This is a genomic window from Pimelobacter simplex, assembly GCF_024662235.1.
In the GTDB taxonomy this organism is placed as follows: Bacteria; Actinomycetota; Actinomycetes; order Propionibacteriales; family Nocardioidaceae; genus Nocardioides.
Genome location: NZ_CP096276.1, coordinates 5448138 through 5465821, shown reverse-complemented (window position 1 = coordinate 5465821; position 17684 = coordinate 5448138). Strand labels below are relative to the sequence as shown.

General features: G+C 72.4%; 15 protein-coding genes. 3 read left to right on the top strand and 12 right to left on the bottom strand.

Annotation, left to right across the window (positions count from 1 at the left end; translation table 11 throughout):
* Window positions 1-6: 6 nt before the first annotated feature.
* The 8 genes from M0M48_RS26880 to M0M48_RS26845 form a co-directional block, all read right to left on the bottom strand.
* A complete protein-coding gene (locus M0M48_RS26880; protein ID WP_257753480.1) occupies window positions 7-1041 on the bottom strand; it encodes a ketopantoate reductase family protein in 1035 nt (344 codons plus the stop codon).
* Entirely contained in the window at window positions 1041-1970 is a 930-nt protein-coding gene (locus M0M48_RS26875; RefSeq protein ID WP_257759277.1) for an NAD(P)-dependent oxidoreductase, read from the bottom strand. The genes M0M48_RS26880 and M0M48_RS26875 overlap by 1 nt, the downstream gene beginning before the upstream one ends.
* The gene (locus M0M48_RS26870; RefSeq protein ID WP_257753478.1) at window positions 1967-3349 is read right to left on the bottom strand and encodes a M24 family metallopeptidase; all 1383 of its coding nucleotides are present in this window, start codon (window positions 3347-3349) and stop codon (window positions 1967-1969) included. The genes M0M48_RS26875 and M0M48_RS26870 overlap by 4 nt, the downstream gene beginning before the upstream one ends.
* 52 nt (window positions 3350-3401) lie before the next feature.
* Window positions 3402-3722: a Dabb family protein gene (locus tag M0M48_RS26865; protein ID WP_215813821.1), complete on the bottom strand. Its 321-nt coding sequence runs from the start codon at window positions 3720-3722 to the stop codon at window positions 3402-3404.
* Window positions 3719-6259 carry an ATP-binding cassette domain-containing protein gene (locus M0M48_RS26860; protein WP_257753477.1) on the bottom strand — a complete coding sequence of 847 codons (2541 nt, stop codon included), beginning with the start codon at window positions 6257-6259 and terminating at the stop codon, window positions 3719-3721. Before M0M48_RS26860 ends, M0M48_RS26865 begins: the two co-directional genes overlap by 4 nt.
* A gap of 7 nt (window positions 6260-6266) precedes the next feature.
* The gene (locus M0M48_RS26855) at window positions 6267-7442 is read right to left on the bottom strand and encodes a substrate-binding domain-containing protein (protein ID WP_215813823.1); all 1176 of its coding nucleotides are present in this window, start codon (window positions 7440-7442) and stop codon (window positions 6267-6269) included.
* Window positions 7443-7564: 122 nt separating this feature from the next.
* Window positions 7565-8620: an ABC transporter permease gene (locus tag M0M48_RS26850; RefSeq protein WP_257753476.1), complete on the bottom strand. Its 1056-nt coding sequence runs from the start codon at window positions 8618-8620 to the stop codon at window positions 7565-7567.
* Window positions 8617-9984 (bottom strand): amidohydrolase family protein, encoded by a 1368-nt coding sequence (locus M0M48_RS26845; protein WP_257753475.1) that lies wholly within the window; start codon window positions 9982-9984, stop codon window positions 8617-8619. Before M0M48_RS26845 ends, M0M48_RS26850 begins: the two co-directional genes overlap by 4 nt.
* A 237-nt stretch (window positions 9985-10221) precedes the next feature.
* Between M0M48_RS26845 and M0M48_RS26840 the strand changes: the two genes are divergently transcribed.
* The 3 genes from M0M48_RS26840 to M0M48_RS26830 are packed head-to-tail and all read left to right on the top strand — an operon-like array spanning window position 10222 to window position 12828.
* Complete coding sequence (locus M0M48_RS26840; RefSeq protein WP_257753474.1) at window positions 10222-10983, top strand: helix-turn-helix domain-containing protein; 762 nt, start codon at window positions 10222-10224, stop codon at window positions 10981-10983.
* A gap of 58 nt (window positions 10984-11041) precedes the next feature.
* A complete protein-coding gene (locus tag M0M48_RS26835) occupies window positions 11042-12175 on the top strand; it encodes a sensor histidine kinase (protein ID WP_257753473.1) in 1134 nt (377 codons plus the stop codon).
* Entirely contained in the window at window positions 12172-12828 is a 657-nt protein-coding gene (locus M0M48_RS26830; RefSeq protein WP_257753472.1) for a response regulator, read from the top strand. Before M0M48_RS26835 ends, M0M48_RS26830 begins: the two co-directional genes overlap by 4 nt.
* A 16-nt stretch (window positions 12829-12844) precedes the next feature.
* Here M0M48_RS26830 and M0M48_RS26825 read toward each other — a convergent pair whose 3' ends face one another.
* From M0M48_RS26825 to M0M48_RS26810, 4 genes are all read right to left on the bottom strand, one after another.
* Window positions 12845-14137 (bottom strand): alpha/beta fold hydrolase, encoded by a 1293-nt coding sequence (locus M0M48_RS26825; protein ID WP_257753471.1) that lies wholly within the window; start codon window positions 14135-14137, stop codon window positions 12845-12847.
* An 89-nt stretch (window positions 14138-14226) separates the two neighbouring features.
* Window positions 14227-15426 carry a M24 family metallopeptidase gene (locus M0M48_RS26820; protein ID WP_257753470.1) on the bottom strand — a complete coding sequence of 400 codons (1200 nt, stop codon included), beginning with the start codon at window positions 15424-15426 and terminating at the stop codon, window positions 14227-14229.
* 12 nt (window positions 15427-15438) lie between these two features.
* A complete protein-coding gene (locus M0M48_RS26815) occupies window positions 15439-17070 on the bottom strand; it encodes an amidohydrolase (protein WP_257753469.1) in 1632 nt (543 codons plus the stop codon).
* Window positions 17067-17657 (bottom strand): TetR/AcrR family transcriptional regulator, encoded by a 591-nt coding sequence (locus M0M48_RS26810; protein ID WP_215813832.1) that lies wholly within the window; start codon window positions 17655-17657, stop codon window positions 17067-17069. Before M0M48_RS26810 ends, M0M48_RS26815 begins: the two co-directional genes overlap by 4 nt.
* Window positions 17658-17684: the final 27 nt, after the last annotated feature.

Sequence of the window (17684 nt, the reverse complement as noted above, 5' to 3'; positions counted from 1 at the left end):
GCGAGGTCAGGACGTCGTCACGGCCGCCATCAGGCGCGGAAGGTGGTGCTGCCCGGGCTTCTCGGTGCCCGCCTCGATCTCCCGGGCGATCTCGCTCAGGACCGCGTTGGCCGGTGCGCGCTTGCCCTTCGCGGCCCGCTCCCGCACCACGAGGCCGTTGATCTCCTCGACCTCGCTGCGGCGGCCCTTGATCCAGTCCTGGTGGACCGTGGTGAGCGTGGTCGGGATCGCGTAGTGCTGGTAGACCGCGTCGATCAGCGCGTTGACGTACGCCTCAGCCCCGTCCTCGACGCCTCCGGTCAGCCCGAACATCGGCAGAGCGCGGTGACCCAGATCGATCGCCGCCTCGAGCGCCTCGACGCCCGCCTGCACCATGAAGGCACGCATGCCCGGCAGGTCGGCGGCCTCGACCATGGGGAGGTCGACCACACCCGCACTGACCAGCTCGGTCGCGTTGACGACCAGCTTCATCCACTTGGCGGACAGGATGTCGTCGACGACCTCCACGTTTCCGGCCGAGCGGAGGATCGCGGCGACCTCCTCGGCACGGTCCTGGGGACCACCGTCGAGCGCACCGAGGGCGAACCAGGCCGTCTCCTTCGGGGTGTCCCGGTTGACCACGCCGGGCTCGAACATGTTGGAGGCCATCTCGATGACGGCGCCCAGCGTCCGCTCGACCCCGACGATCGAGGCGATCTCGTCGGCCACCATGCCGTTCTGCAGTCCCACCACGAGGCCGTCCGGCGCCAGGCGCGGCTTGATCAGCTCCGTGGCCCAGCGCGCGTCGTACGCCTTGACGAGCAGGAAGACGAGATCGAAGCTCTCCCGCATCTCTGCGACCTCGCACAGGTGGTGCGCCCGCACCTCGGTGACGGTGCGCTCGCCCTGGCACACGACGGTGAGCCCCTGCGCGCGGATGGCCTCGACATGTGCCGGCCACTGCTCGATGTAGGTCACGTCGTACCCGGCACGGACGAGGTCGGCCCCGATTCCCGCCCCGTTGGCCCCGGTGCCGAGGACGGCGATTCGTTCGATGGTCATCAGTTCTCCTCCAGCTCGGTGATGGTCCGGCGCTCCGGCGCCGGGAGTTCGGGGTGGCGGGTGACCTCGGCGATCGCCGCCCAGTCGAGGCTCTCCGCCCCCGGTCGCTCCAGCGCCGCGGCGAAGACGCCCTGGAGCGCGGGCAGCGACGGCAGCACCACGCCGCCGTCCTCGGCGACCTCGGCAGCCAGCCGGAGGTCCTTGGCTCCCAGAGGAACCGTGAACCCCGCCGGCCGGTAGGCGCGCTCGGCGATCAGCTGCCCGTACGTGCGGTGCACCACGCCGCCGAACAGCGTCGCGCCCAGCAGCTCGGCGAACAGGTCCGGCGCCACCTCGTGCGCCTCCACGAGCGCGATCGACTCCGCGAGCGCCTGGAGTGCATGGATGATCTGCAGGTTGACCGCGATCTTCACGACGTTGGCGACCTCGGGCCGCTCCGAGATCGGCCAGACCCGGGCACCGATCGTCTCGAGCAGCGGTCGAGCCCTCTCCAGCACCTCGTTCCTGCCGCCGACGAGGATGTTCAGCCCTCCGGACGCAGCGACGGCCGGCCGGCCGAGCACGGGCGCCGCCAGGTAGTCCATGCCCGCGTCGGCGCAGCGCCGGCCCAGCTCCCGGCTGGCGCGCGGGCTCAAGGACGCCATGGAGACGTGCAGCCGGCCCGCTGGACCGTCGAGCGCGGCCGGCGAGAGGACCGCCTGGGCCGCCTCGTCGTCGGCGAGCATCGAGAAGGACACCGGTGCCTGGAGGGCAAGCGCGGCGTCGGCCGCGAGCTCCGCCCCCTGCTCGGCCAGCCGCACGCCCGCCGCGGGGCTGCGGTTCCACACCCGCACCCGGTGCCCCGCCGCGACGAGTCGCCCGGCCATGGCCGAACCCATCGACCCCAGCCCGAGAAACCCGACCGTTCCCGGGTCGTGGACGCTGCTCACGCCGGCGGACTTCCCCAGGGCGTGTTGCGGTGCGACTGCGAGTCCCGCAGCGTGCCGAGCTCGCCGCCGACGGTGTAGTACTTGCGCCCGGCGACGATGAGGTCCTCCGCCGGGAACTTCGTGATGACCTGGCACCCGTCGCGGGTGACGACCACCTCCTCCTCGATCCGCGCGGCCCCGATGCCGTCGGCGGAGGGCCAGTAGGTCTCCAGGGCGAACACCATGCCCTCCTCGAGCACCTCGGGGTGGTCGAGCGACACGAGGCGGGAGAAGATCGGCTTCTCCCAGATCGAGAGGCCGACGCCGTGCCCGTACTGCAGGGCGAACGCCGCCTCCTCGTCCGGGAACCCGAACTCCTGCGCCTTGGGCCAGACGCTCACGATGTCCGCCGTCGTCGCTCCAGGGCGCACGAGCGCGATGGCCCGGTCCATGTACTCCCGGGCGCGGGTGTAGGCATCGCGCTGCGCCCGGCTCGCCGAACCGACCGCGAAGGTCCGGTAGTAGCAGGTTCGGTAGCCGTTGAAGCTGTGCAGGATGTCGAAGAACGCCGGATCGCCGGGCCGGATAAGGCGGTCGGAGAAGACGTGGGGGTGCGGCGAGCACCGCTCGCCCGAGATCGCGTTGACGCCCTCGACGTACTCCGAGCCGAGGTCGTAGAGGGTCTTGGCGACCAGGCCGACACACTCGTTCTCCCGCACTCCCGGGCGCAGGAAGCGGTAGAGCTCCTCGTAGGCGGCGTCGACCATCGACGCCGCGTGCGTGAGGAGCCCGATCTCGTCGTCGGTCTTGATCCGACGGGCCTCCAAGAAGATCTGCTGGCCGTCGACGACGTCGATGCCCTGCTGCTGGAGGGCGAACAGGATCGGCAGCTCGATCACGTCGACCCCGAGCGGCTGGTCCGCGACGCCGAACTTCTCGAGCTCGCGCTTGATCTTGCGGGCGACGTCCTCGGCCACGCCCGCGTCGGGCGTGAACGCCCCACGCAGCGTGGAGATGCCGGCGCGGGCACCGGACTCCAGACGCGGCCGGACCGCGCCGTGGTGAGGGGCGTGCGGGTCGGCGTCAGCCTCCGCCGTCGTCGTGTTCAACCACGGGTTGTACAACGCGTGGTGCTTGGCCGCGGATCCGAAGTCCCACGAGATCGGGTCGGTCTCCCTGGTCAGGAGGGAGAACCTGATCAGCTTGTCCATCGCCCACGTCCCGATGTGGGTCGCCGTCATGTAGCGGATGTTGGAGAAGTCGAAGGCGAGGATCGCGCCGCAGTCGGACTTCTCCAGCTGGGCCTTCAACCGAGCGAGCCGCTCGGTCCGCAGGCGGTCGAAGTCGATCCGGGCCTCCCAGTCGACGGCGTTGCTGCCGGTGGTGGCGGTGTTCGACATGAGTTCCTCCTCGGCCGGTCCGGCCTGTGGGTTGGGTGGGGTGGGTGGCGCGTCAGCGCGCGGCGAGCGCGACGGAGAACGGCATGGGCAGCTGGGCAGCCGTCCGCGACGCCGTCATCCGCGTGAGCCACCGCGCCTGGACGGCCTGGTGCAGCGGGTGCGTGAGGTACTCGCGGAGTCCGTCCTCGTCGCGGACAGCCGCTGCGACGACGAAGTCCGCGGTGCTCGGCGTGATGCCGAGGTTCGGTCCGCAGGAGTACTGCACGATCGCGTCGAGCTGGTCCGCCATCAGGTGGAGGTCGGCGCTCGCGCCGGCGATGTCCTCCGCCGTGACGTCGTCCGCCCAGGTGAAGAGTGCGAGGTGGAGGATCATGACTGCCCGCTCCGCATCCTCGCCCGGCGAGCCAGCATCGGCAGGACCGCCGCCACGATCACGAAGATCCCCTGGATCCAGTACTGCCAGGCGATGCTCCACGAGAGGAAGGCGAGCGCATTGGTGATGACCTGGAGCAGGAGCGCCGCCGCGGCGACGCTGACCGCGGACCCCGAGCCACCGAAGATGCTGACGCCGGCGATCACGATCACCGTGACCGACGCCAGGGTCAGTGCCTGACCGCTGTTCGCATCCCCGATGCCCGTCTGGGCGAACAGGGCAATACCTGCGCCTGCGCTCAAGGCACCGGACATCGCCATCGCGATCACCCGGGTGCGCAGGACGGGGACACCCATGCGGTTCGCCTTGACCGCGTCGGCGCCCACCGCCCGCAGCCCGCGGCCGAGCGAGGTGTGCTGCAGGACCTGCGCCATGCCCGCAGTGACGAGCAGGCCGAGCACGAGCAGGACCGGGACGGTGGCGATCGTCGCCCCCAGAAGGTTGAGCACGTCCAGTCCGGCCGCACCACCAGGTTGGGGCCGCAGCACCTGCGCAAGACCCAGCACGGCAACCGACGAGACCAGCGTCGCGATGACCGCCGGCACCTGGAGGCGCGTGACGAGCAGACCGTTGACGGTACCGACGGCCGCGCCGGCGGCGATGGCCAGAACTGCGCCGATCGCCAGGGCACCCGCGCCACCGTCCGCGTGGTACGAGACCACCACGCCTGAGAGCGCGACGACCGATCCGACACTGAGGTCGATGCCGCCGGTGATGACGACGACCAGCTGCGCGAGGCCGACCAGCATCAGGACGGCGGAGGCGAGCAACAGCTGGCTGAGGTTGAGCGGTTGCAGGAAGGCGGCGTCCCGACTCGCTGTGGCGAGGGCGACGAGCCCGGTCAGGGCCAGCAGTGCCACCGGCTGGATCATCGCGCCGCGCCGGCGGCGCCGACCCGGAGCCTGGCCCCGCGCCCGCGCGCCCTGTGTGGCGACCGCCATCTCGCCGGCCTCGGAGGTCGCATGATCGGCGAGCAGGGCGCCGCCGATGATGGCGCGCTCGGTGATCTCACCGGCCCGGAGGTCCGCCGCGACAGCTCCCCGGGAGAGGACGAGGACGCGATCGCACAGGCCTTCCAGCTCGACCGCGTCCGTCGACAGCACGACGACCGCGACGCCGGAGCTGGCCAGCTCACGCAGGCAGCTGTAGATCTCCACCCGCGCCCCGGCGTCGACACCCTGGGTCGGGTCCTCCACCAACAGGACGCGTGGGTTCGCCAGCCTGGCTCGGGCCAGCAGCACCTTCTGCTGGCTGCCACCCGACAGCGAGACGACGGTGCTCTCGAGTGTCGCCGTCTTGACGGCGAAGTCGTCGATGGCCTCCCGGGTGAGCTCGTACTCGCGCGCACGGCGGGTCCAGCCCGCGGGCATCGCGTCGCCGAGCGCGGAGGCCACCACGTTCTCCCGGATCGAGAGGTTGCCGAACATGGCGGTGCCCAGCCGATCACCGGGAAGCAGGACGACCCCCGAGGCCGTGGCGGCGCGGTGGCTGCGGATCGACACCTCTGCGCCGTTCACCCGCACCACTCCCTGGACCGTGCCGCTGCCGCCGAGAGCGTGGAGCAGCTCTCGCTGCCCGTTTCCCTCGACACCGGCCAGCCCGAGGATCTGGCCGCGCGGCACCTCGAACGAGACGTCGCGGAAGCCGGGACCGGCGAGGCCCTGGACGGCGAGCACCGGGGTCCCGGGATCGGCGCTCGCCTTGTCCGGGAACGTGGTCTCGAGCGATCGCCCGATGATCATGGTGACGATCTCGTCGGCGGTGAACTCGGAGACGTCACCCCGGCCGACCACCCGGCCGTCGCGCAGCACCGTCTGGTCCTGCGCGATCGACATGACCTCCGGGATCCGGTGCGTGATGTAGGCGATCGCCGTCCCACGCCCCTGGAGCTCGGCGACCTTGTCGAACAGCCACGAGGTCTCCTCGGCACCCAGTGCCTCGGTCGGTTCGTCGAGGACCAGCACCTGCGGATCGCAGGCCAGGGCGGCCGCGATCTCGATCAGGTGGGCCTCTCGTTGGCTGAGGTCACCGACGACGGCCCCCGGGTCGATCGGGAGCCCGAGATCCGTGAAGAGACCGGCCAGCCACGCAGTCGCGTTGCCCCGGGCCGGCTTCTTGTCGGCGGGGAGCAGGGTGAGCACGGCATCGACGACCGTGAGCGTCGGAGCGAGGGCAGGGGTCTGGTACACGATGGCCAGGCCCTGGGCGCGCGCCTGCCCCGGCTGCAGGCGACGGTGCGTCTGACCGGCGAGGTCGATGGTTCCCTGGTCGGGAACCACCGAGCCGGCCGCGATGCCCACGAGGGTCGACTTGCCGGCGCCGTTCTCACCGAGGATGGCGTGCACGCGCCCCGGCAGCAGCTCGAGGCTGACGCCGTCGAGCGCGCGCACACCCGGATAGCTCTTGCCGATGCCGTCGAGGCGCAGGGCCGCCGACTGGTCGGTCGTCATGGCGGTCGTGGTCGTCGTCGTGGTCATCGGGCGATCACTTGAAGAGCGCGTCGAACTCGTCCGCGGTCAGCAGCGAGGACGGGGAGGCGTCGGAAGGCGCTCCGGACAAGCAGGCGTCCGTGGGGGCCACGCTGCCGTCGGTCGCGCCCGTGGAGTCCTCGAAGAGCGAGAGCTGGTAGATCGACGGCTCCGCGTCGTCCCGCTCGGCGAGCGCGCCGAGCGCCTTGCGCAGGGCGACACGTCCCACCCAGGTGCGGCTCGAGACGGTCGCGAGCTCGTAGCCGGGGTTCTTGGCCTTGAGACCGGCGTACCCACAGCTGAGCGCGTTGTCGTCGGTGCTGGCGACCGGGGGGAGCTTCTTGCCGGCACTCTCGTAGGCCCGGATCACGCCGCCGGCCGCGGTGCCGTAGTCGACGATCACCGCATCGATGTCGTCGTAGCGCGAGAGCAGACCGGACATCGCCTGCTGCGCGACGGCCGGGTCCCAGTTGGTCACGACGGGCTCGTCATTGAGGAGCTTGACCTGGGGGTTCGCCGCCAGGACCTCCTTGATGCCGGTGAGCTCCTGCGCCGTGACGCTCGCTCCAGCCGGCCCACCGAGGAAGACGACATTCCCGCCGTCATCGCCGAGGTTGTCCACCACCCACTGCGCCCAGACCTTGCCGCTGTTCGCCGGCTGCCAGTCGGTGTAGTCCAGGTAGTCCGCGCCGGGGCTGCCCGTCGGGTCCGATGCGAACGCCACGACCGTCGACCCGGACTTGGTGGCGCTGCGCAGCGCGGGGAGGTGTGCCTCTCCGGGGCCGGCGTCGGGGATGACCAGGATGATGTCGGTGCCCTTGGCCGCCATGCTGACGATCGCCTGGTTGGTCGCCTGCACGTCACCGCGACCAGCGGCGTAGTCGACCGAGGTGATCGCGTCACACTTGGCGGCCTCGCTCTCGATCTCGGCCTTGACCGTCTTCGACCAGGAGTTGGTCCCGAAGCCGTCGACGATCCCGACGCTCAGGTCCTTCCCGCCGCAGACGTCGGCGATGTCGGTGAACTCGTCGGTGGTCCCGACCTTGCCCACGGAGATGTCGGCCTTGCTCGTGGACGAGCCCGAGGACGAGGTGTCGTTCACCGAGGAGCAGGCACTGAGTCCCAGGACGGTGACCGCCGAGGCCGCGAGGAACGCTCGCGAGACGCGTCGGTCGGAGATGGTGAGGTGCATGACGCTTCCTTTGGTTGGGGCTCGGACACCGCGTCCGGGCAGGGCTGATCGCGGCGGCCGCCGGGCGGCGCCGTTGAAGGTGGAGGAGCTTTCGGGGAAGGCCGGCGCGGGAGCGCCTCGCCTCAGGTCCGGACGGGCTCGCCCCGTCTCGGCCGGAACAGCGCGATCAGACGGGCGGGAGACTGGCCCAGGCGGAGCTGGAGCACGATGCCCACACCGATGATCAGAGCCGTGACGACGTTCTGGACCGCGGTCAGCGAGGTGAACGTCTGGACGAGCTGGGCGAGCTGGGCGAGGAACACCGCCCCCAGGGCGGTTCCGACCAGGCTTCCGCGGCCACCGGTCAGCGCGGTGCCACCCAGGACGACCGCAGCGATCGACGGCAGGAGGTAGCTGTCGCCGGCCGTCAGGGTCGGCGAGCGCAACAGCCCGGCGAGCATGACGCCCGCGGCGCCGGCCGCCAGCGCGGAGAACCAGTAGGCCGCGACGCCGTACCCGAGGCTGAGGAGACCGAGGACGTCGGCAGCACGCCGGCTCTCGCCGACCAGCTCGAACCGCCGCCCGGTACGGCTCAGCTTGAGCAGCACCTGCGCCGCGATCACCACCGCTGCGGCGATCCAGACCAGGACCGGGACACCGAGGAAGCGGCCCAGGGCGAAGTCGCTGAGTCGCGGGTCGGCCTGCGCCCCGAAGCCGCCCGAGACGACCTGGACGACGCCGATCAGCAGTGCGTTGGTCGCGATGGTGACCACCAGCGGCGGGAGCCTGAAGGCGGTCACGACCACTCCGCTCAGGAGCCCGAACAGCGAGGTTCCGAGGATCGCGACCACGACCGCGACCGGGAGTCCCCAGGACTGGTCGTTGCCGAACTTGGCGACGATGAGTGCGCCGAGCGTGACCGCGCCGGGCACCGAGAGATCGAGACCGCCCTGTTGGATGACCAGGGTCTGCCCCACCGCCACCAGAGTGGTGATCGCCGCGAACGGCAGCATCGAGTAGAGCGCGGTGCTGCTGATGCTTCCGGAAGCGACGAGGGGGCTGATCACCAGGAGCACGGCCAGGGCGAGGAAGGCGCGGGTCGCGGGCCAGGCGAGTACCTGGCTCAGGCGCGCCACGTTGTCGGGGATCCGGGGCCGTGGCGCCGCAGCCGGTACGGCGGACGCCGGTGCGGTGGTCATCCGAGCTCCGGGTGCCAACCACCACCGAGGGATGCCTCGGGGTAGGCGCTGACGACGTGGTCCCGGGTGCGCTCGGCGAGCGCACGGACGGCGGCGACGTCGACGCCGACCAGGCGTCCGTCCTCCTTCACCCGGCGCCCGTCCACCCAGACGTCCTGGACCAGTCCGGGGTGGGCGTTGTAGACGACCGCACCGATCGGGTTGTTCATCGGCAGCATCGCCAGCGAGTCGCCGCGGAGCGCGACGATGTCGGCCGCCTTCCCGACCTCGATCGAGCCGGTGCGATCACCCAGACCGGCGGCGACGGCGCCGTCGCGGGTGGCGAACATCAGCACCTCGCTGCAGGTCAGGCCGATCCGCTCGATGACCTCGCCGGTCTCGACCGCCGGCGCGTTGTCGAGCGCACGCTGGACACCGATCGCCGAGCGCATGGTCCCGAACATGTCGCCGCCGTTGCTGCTGCACACGTCGATCGAGAAGCTCGGGCGCACCCCCGCCCGGATCAGGCGGCCCGTCGCCGGGAAGCCGTGTCCCATCTGCATCTCGACGTCAGGCGCGACCGAGGCCTTGCCTCCGGAGTCCGCGATCATGGCGAGCTCGTCGTCGCCGAGCGTGCAGCAGTGGACGTAGGTGGTCCGGTCGGACAGCAAGCCGTCGCGCTGCATCGCGCGGATCGGCCCCGACTTGCCCCAGTAGCCGTCGCCGACGTGCACCGTGACATCGAGGTCGAGCTCCTTCGCGAGCCCGAAGTCGTGCAGGTTGACCTCGGGCGTCGTGAACTGCGGCCCCCGGAGGGCCAGCGCCATCGTGACGAGGTCGTTCTCCGAGGTGAAGTGCTGGTTGCGCACACGGCGCGCGTCGTCCGGGTGCGGGACAGCGGACGGCAGTGGCGCTCCCCACTGCTGCGCGCCGCCGCCGTGGGCGAAGACCGCACGGAGCCCTGCGTCGCGCAGGGCCTGGATCGCCGCGTCGGCGTGCTCCGGGGTGAACAGGTTGTGGGACCAGTCGACGAGGGTCGTGATCCCCGAGTCGAGGGCCTCGAGCGCACCGAGGTAGTTGCCCGCATAGGTGTCCTCGGCGCGGTAGTGGCGGCTCATCCCGGTGTGGAGGCCGGCCAGGTACTCGGTCAGGGACCAGTCCGAGGCGATATTGCGGACGACGGACTGCCAGGTGTGACGGTGGGTGTCCACGAAGCCCGGGAGCACCACGCGCCCGGTCAGGTCGACGACCTGCGCATCGCCGGCAGCGAGGTCGCGACCGATCGCCGCGATCCGTCCGTTCTCGACCAGGACGTCGGTCCCGGTCAGCAGCTCACCCGCCACGCGCGAAGTGATCACGTCGCCCCCACGGAGGAGTGTGCGCACGCTCGTCATCCTCGAACCAGCCCTTCTGTCGTCGTGGCCTGCATCACGTCGGAACTGTATGTCCAGTCACACTGAACGTCAAGTGACGATTACGGACTGTTTATTCTGAGTGAACTTCTCCGCCGGAAGAGCCTGCCCGCGCATGGACAGGAGTTCAGTGAACGGCACTGAACACCTACACTGAACAGGTCGCGGCACCCGGCCCAGCGACACATGAGCACCAGGAGACGATCTCGGATGACGTCCGCGAACGGAGACGCCGACACCCCGTCGGCCGACCTGCTGGGAAGCCGGGTCCGTGCCGCGCGCACCGCACGCGGCATGTCCTTGCGCGATCTCGCTCGGCGCGTCGGCGTCTCGCCGAGCTTCGTCTCCCAGCTGGAGAACAACAAGGTCAACGCGAGCGTCGGCACGCTCTACAAGCTCGTCAACGCGCTGGAGGTCTCCCTCGACGATCTGATGAGCCCGCTCCCCGACCCATCGCCGGACCCCGGGCCCGCCCGGGTCGACCGAGCCCCCCGCACCAGTGTCGCGGACCTCGACGCCCTTCCGCCGATGGCCTGGGATCCCGAGGAGCCGGTCTGGCCCCGGGTGCAGCGCAACGTCCAACGCGGTACGTCGCGCGCGCAGATCCGCTTTCCCGGCGTCACCTGGGAACGGCTCACCCGCGAGGCCGATCCGTTCGTCGACTTCCTCCACGTCACCTACGACGAGGGCAGCGCCAGCTGCCCGGAGGACGACATGATGCGGCACGGGGGCCGGGAGTACGGGTTCGTGCTCGAGGGCCGCCTCGACGTCCAAGTCGGCTTCGAGACCCACACCCTCGAGCCCGGCGACTCCATCACCTTCGACGCGATGACACCGCACCGCCTCTCGAACCCCCACGAGAGCGTCTGTCGCGCCATCTGGTTCGTCGTCGCTCGGCGCAACGACGAGCGCTCGGCCGCCCTCGACGAGCCCTCCCCGCAGGTCACCCACCTCCCGGCCCTCCAGGACTGATCAGGCGTCCGCGGCACGCGCCGCGGACCGGCGCCGGCCCGCCTAGACTCGGCGCACCATGAGCACCTCGCCGACCCTCCGCCGCGGCGACCTCCTGCTGGCGGCGACGGTCTGGCTGCTCGGCGTCGCCACGCTGCTGGGCCACCCCGCCACGGCGCAAGACCGGTGGGTGGCGGTGGGGTTCGGGCTGGCGTGCAGCCTGCCGCTCACCGCCCGCCACCGGTACGCCGTACCGGCCGTGGTCGCGATCGGCCTGCTCGGCCTGGCCGGTCAGCTGGCGTCGATCCGCGAGCTGCTGGACGGGCCGTTCCTGCTGGCGTTCGCGGCGGCCGTCGGCACGGTCGGGGCGCGGGACCGGCCGTGGCGGGGCGCGGCCTGGTGCCTGGTCGCGGGTGCGCCCGCCTTCGCCGCGGCGGCGGCGTCGGGGACGGAGCAGCGCTCCGGCGACGTGGTCGCCACCGTCGGCTGGCTCGCTCTCGCGTACGCCGTCGGCCGGGCCGTCGGCTTCCGCCGGTCCCTGCTGCAGGCGCGGGCCGACGCCGCCCGCGCCGAGCAGCGCCAGGCGCTGGAGCGCCGGGTCGCCGACGAGCGGACGGCGATCGCCCGGGACCTGCACGACGTGATCGCGCAGTCGATCGAGGCGGTGTCCCTGCAGGCCACCGTCGGCCTGCACCTCTACGACAGCCGGCCGGACGCGGCCCGGGAGGCGCTGGAGCAGATCCGGACCGCGAGCGTCGGCACGTCCCGCGAGATCCGCGAGCTGCTGGGCCTGCTGCGCAGCACCGACGGCGAACCCACCCGGGTGGTCGGCCTCGACGACCTCGCGGCGCTCGTGGACGGCAGCGGGGTCGACGGGCCTCCGGCGACCCTCGTGGTCAGCGGCGAACCCGGCGACCACGACCCGCTGGCCGGGCTTACCCTCTTCCGCGTGACCCAGGAGGCGCTGACCAACGCACGCCGGCACGCCCGCGCCGACCACGTGCGCGTCGAGCTCGACTGGCAGCCGGAGCGGCTGACGCTCACCGTCACCGACGACGGCGCGGGGCCGCCGGTCGGCGGTCCCGTCGAGGGGTACGGCCTGCGGGGCATGCGCGAGCGGCTCGCGCTGGTCGGCGGCACCCTGGCCGTGGGCACCGGTCCCGAGGGCGGCCTCCGGCTGACCGCGAGCGTCCCCCGGGAGGACCGCGCATGATCACCGTGCTGATCGTCGACGACCACCAGCTGGCCCGGTCGGGGCTGCGCTCGTTGATCGAGGCCGAGCCCGGCCTCGCGGTCGTCGGGGAGGCCGGGGACGGGCCGGCCGCCGTACGGCTGGCGCGCGAGGTGCGGCCGGACGTCGTCCTGATGGACCTCAAGATGCCCGGCGGCGACGGCCTGGAGGCGACCAAGGCGATCGCCGGCGACCCCGCGCTGGCCGCGACCAGGATCATCGTGCTGACCAGCTACGACAGCGACCACTCGGTGCTCGCCGCCCTCCGGTACGGCGCCAGCGGCTACCTGCTCAAGGACTTCGAGGCGCCCGCCCTGCTCCAGGGCATCCGGACCGTCGCCGCCGGCGAGGCGCTGCTGGCGCCCACCATCGCCCGCCGGATCGCCGAGACCTGGACGCCGCCCGCCGTCCCCGCCCGGCCGGACCCGGCGCTGGCCGAGCTGACCGAGCGGGAGCGGGAGATCCTGGTCAAGGTCGCCGAGGGCCGCAGCAACGCCGAGCTCGCCGCCGACCTGCACATCACCCTCGCCACCGCGAAGACGCACGTCAGCCGGATCCTGACCAAGCTCGGCGCGCGGGACCGGGTGCAGCTGGTGATCATCGGCTACCAGTCCGGCCTGGTCGGCCCCGGCTGACCTGACCCGGACCCGCTCAGTGAGCCGGGTCCTCCGCGCCGGTGTAGCCGGTCAGCGGCTCACCGGCCAGGAAGCCCAGGATCGCCCGCAGGTACGCCGGACCGGCCTCCCCGGTGATGCCGTGCCCCGCGCCCGGGATGTAGACCATCGTCGCCCCGGGCAGCGTGTCCCGGTACTCGCGGGTGTCGATCCACGGCACGTAGTCGCACTCCGCGCGCAGCACCAGCGCCGGCGTCTGGACCTTGCGGAGCACCGGCCGCGGATCGGCGATGGTCTCGAAGTCCGCATTGGTGAGCTGGTTCGTGTAGAAGCCCTGCGGGTTCTGGTGCACCTCCCCCTCGCCCGGCGGCCCACCCGGGCAGCCCCCGAGGTCGCGGCCGGTCACGGCGATCTCGTGCAGCCGGGCATCGGACTCGGCATCGCCGATGAGCCGGTGCGCCGCCTGGGGGTTGGTGCCCAGCAGGAGCGCCTGCAGGAGGAAGCGCGGAGCCGAGGTCAGCTCGTCGTACCGCTTCTTCCGGTCGCCGGTCAGCTTGCCCCAGGGCGAGACATCCGTGTCCGGATGGGCGTCCGGCCAGATCTCGCCGGGCGAGGTGAACGCCACCTTCGCCACCCGGTCGGGGTGCGCCGCCAGGTACTGCGCGGCCAGGGACCCGCCCCAGGACTGGCCGATCAGGATCACCTGGTCGGCGCCGACCTTCTCCCGCACCGCTTCGAGGTCGGCGACGTTGCGGGCCACCGTGTAGCCGGTGACGTCGTCCAGCCGCGTCGAGCGGCCCGCCCCGATCTGGTCGTAGCCGTAGACGTCGTAGCCGGCCGCGTTGAGCTCGGCCGTGCCGAACGGCAGGCCCTCGCCGGGCGTGCCCGGCCCGCCGTGCAGGAAGATCACCGGCGTCGGCTTGCGCTCGGCCGTCGTCGCCGGGCTGGCGACGTACGCCAGGCGGGTGCCGTCGTCCAGGCTCCAGAACCGGACGCCGGCCGGGACCGGTCCGCCGGTCATCTCGGGGAACGGCCGCAGGAACAGGAAGCCGAAGGCCACGCCGACCAGCGCCGACCAGGCGATCCCGCCGACCAGTGCGGTCCGCCAGCCGCGGCGGCTGGCGCCGAGCGCCAGCCCACCGCGCACCACCAGCACGGTGACCCCGAGCAGGGTCACCGCACCGCCGGCGACGAAGACCACCGGCAGCGGTACCGCCGCGGCCGCCAGCAGGATCGCGAGGCCGCCGGCCGCCAGGGCGACGACCGCACCGAGCACGATCACGAGGACCGCGCCGGAACGGCGCAGCAGGGACGAGGTCGAGGGGTTCACGTCGAACGACGCTAGATGCCCGGCGGGCCGCGGTCGTCAGCCTGCGGGGCGGTCCTGCGTACATCCCGAGATGTACGGGACGCTCCTGCTCACCACCAGATCATCGGGGTGTCGTCGAGCAGCTCGACGCCGGTGTCGGTGACCAGGCCGGTCCGCTCGAACGTCGCCATGCCGACGCCGGCGTGGCGCAGGAAGATCTCGACGGTGACGGCCATGCCGACCTCGTAGGTGTCCACCAGGCCGGCGTACGAGCCGTGGGCGGGGATCGCCGGCGGGAGGTAGAAGTCCTTGCCGACACCGTGGCCGTACAGCTCCCAGTAGTCGCCCTCGGCCTCGTTGCCGGCCGCCGCCATCAGCTCGTCGCCCAGCAGGCCGACGTCCGCGCTGCTGACGCCGGGCCGGATCGCGTCGAGGAGGCGCTCCACCACGTCGTTGCCCGCCTCGAGGAGCGTGCGCTGGGCGGACGTGGGCTGGTTGCCCACGACGAGGGTGCGGCCCGGGTCGAGCCAGTAGCCGCCGTAGATCGGGCCGTAGACCCAACCGCGGGCGAGGTCACCGGGCGCCGGCGTCTCGTCCGAGTAGCCGTACATCGAGGAGCTCCAGAACACCCGCTCGGAGCGGGATCCGTGGGCGACGCCGATCCGCTGGAACCCACCGCCACCGCGGACGATCGCGGCCGCCGCGGCGGCCGAGGCCTCCCGCTCGGACTGACCCGCGAGCAGGCCGCTCATGAGGGCGGTCAGCGCGCTGCTGGCGACCCGTCCGGCCTCGCGCATGACCTCGTGCTCGGCAGGCGACTTGATGCGGTGCGCGCGGTAGATGAGGTGGTCGTCGTGCTCGAAGGTGACGCCGGGCGCCGCCGCCGCGAGCTCGCGCCCGAAGAGGATCGGCAGGAAGTCGTCGGCGTTGTGGAGCACGGTCCCCTCGACGCCGAGGCGGGCCAGCTCGGCGCCGACCCCGCCCGGGAGGTTGTCGTGGGAGTGGATCGCGAGGGGCGCGATCTCGGTCTCGTCGATGAGCTCCACGGGCTCGGCGATATGCAGCGTCGGCTCGTTGCGGTCGTGGAAGATCAGCGCGGCGAAGCCACGGCCGATCCCGGGCCACGTCGCGACCGACGGCTCCTGGCCCGAGGCGAGCGAGGCGTAGTTGCACAGCCAGTGCAGGTCGCCGGCGCGGTCGTAGCCGCCCGCCGAGCGTTGCCACACCACGGCGGTGCGGGCGCCCGAGGCCTCGATGCTGTCGTACAGCCGGTTCCAGCGGCCGTGGTACTCGTCCTTGTCGAAGAGCATGTGCTTCCTTCTCTAGCGGTGGGGGTCGGTGTGACGGTGCGCCGGCTCGCCGCCGACGTAGGTCGCCAGCACCGGGCAGGTGAGGAGCGCGCTCGGCGCGAGCTCCAGGGGGTCGTCGGCGAAGACGGTGAGGTCGGCCCGGGCTCCCGGCGCCAGGACGCCGAGCTCGGCGGACAGGCCGTCCGCGGCGGCCGCGTGCGTGGTGTAGCCCTCGAGCGCCATCCGGGCGGTCAGCCGCTGCTCGGGGCCGACCGGCGCGGCGTCCGGACGCTCGGCGGGACGGCGCTCCTGCGCGTCCGCCATGACCTGGCGCGGGTCGTAGTGGGCGATCGGCCAGTCGGAGCCGAGGGCGACGACCGCCCCGAGGTCGCGGAGGTCGCGGGTGCGCCACGCCTGGCGGGCCTGGTGCTCGGGCAGCCGTGCCGACCAGTTGTCGGAGCCGTCGGCGGTGACGTAGCGGGTGCAGTGGGTCGGCTGCATGCACGCCGCCGCACCGACCTCGGCGAAGCGCGGTAGCAGGTGGTCGGGGGCCGTCTCGATGTGCTCGATCCGGTGCACCAGCGTGGAGCCCGCGCGCCGCAGGCCGCCGATCACGTCGAGGGCGCGGCCGACCGCGGCGTCCCCGATCGCGTGGGTCGCGGTGGCGACGCCGTGGCGGTCGAAGAAGGCCAGCGCCGCGGCGTACCGGTCACGGTCGGGCCAGAGGCTGACGTCCGACTGCCCCCACCGGTCCGGGCGCGAGAGCCAGGCGGTGCCGTGGTCGATGGTGCCGTCGAGGAAGATCTTGACCCCGCGGACCGCCCACCGCTCGCCCGATCGCTGCTGCAGGGCGAGCAGCTCGCGCCAGCCGTCCTCGTCGAGCTCGGGGCCGCACCACGGCGACAGCAGCAACCGCAGCGGCAGCGGGCCGCGCGCCTCGGCCGCCTCGAGGACCGCCAGCGCGTCCCCCTCGAGGTCCAGGGCGTGCACCGTCGTCAGCCCGGTCGCGGCCATGGCGGCGAGCAGGTCGTGCAGTCGCGCGGCCTCGTCGTGCACGCTCGGCTGGGGGATCGCCTCGTCGAGGTGGGCGAGCCCGGCCGGCTCCCGCACGACCCCGGTCAGCCCCTGGGCGTCGCGCCCGACGAGACCCGGACCGAGGACGTCGACGAGGTCGGCGGTCGCCGCGAGCTCGAGCGCGCGGGTGCTCGCGACCACCGCATGTCCGTCGAAGAACCGCACGATCGCGGGCCGGTCGCCGACGATCGCGTCGAGCCAGGCGCGGTGCGGGCCGGGGGCAGGCCAGGCGTCCGGCTTCAGGCCCCACGCCTGAACCCACGCGCCCGGTGCGGTGGCCTCCGCAGCGGCGGCGAGGCCGGCCTGCAGCTCCGCGGGCGACGAGGCCCCCGACAGGTCGTGCCCGGCCGTCATCCGCAGGCCCAGGATCGGGTGGCTGTGCGCATCCACGAGCCCTGGGGTGATCACCCCGGAACCGTGGTCGGTCACCACCGTGTCCGGACCGATCCACCCGCGCGCCTCGGCCCGGGACCCGACCGCCGCGATCCGGTCGCCCCGGATCGCGACCGCCTCAACCACCTCGTACGACGGACCGTCGGCCGTCATCGGGTGGACCCGGCGCGCGAGGACGACCTGGTCGGCGTACCTCATGGGGCGTCGCTCGCCGCGACGAGATCGGCGCGCACGGCGAGCTCCTCGAAGGCGCGACCGATCCGCTCCGCGTCGCCGGTGACCCAGTAGTCCAGGCACAGGCCGAGCAGGCCGCCGTGCAGGAGCGTCGCCTCCGTCAGGGCGCGCTCGGCGGGCACACCCCCGCGGCGGAGCCGCTCAACGAACAGGTCGATCCAGCCCACCCAGAACTGCGCGCCACCGCCGCGATCGGTCCTCTCCGGCTCGGTCGGCTGCCGCTCGAGCACCTGCCACTCCACGGAGATGCCGAGCAGCGTCGCCGCCCGCGGCTCGTCCAGCGTCCACGCCCAGAACGCGCGCATCGCGGCGCCGACGCCCGCCTCGATGTGCTCCTCGGCGACCGCCCGCATCTGGCGCTCGGCCTCGGAGACGACGGCAGCGACGAGCTCGTCGCGCGTACCGAACTGGTAGACGAGCACCGGCCCGCTGACCCCGCAGAACTCCGCCGCGCTCCGGATCCGGAGATCGCTGAGGCGATGGTCCTCGAGGTAGTCGATGATCTGCTGCAGGAGCTGGGGGCGCCGGGTGGGGTCCTCGGGTCGGGCCACGTCGTCGTCCTCTCTTCGGTGGGGTGG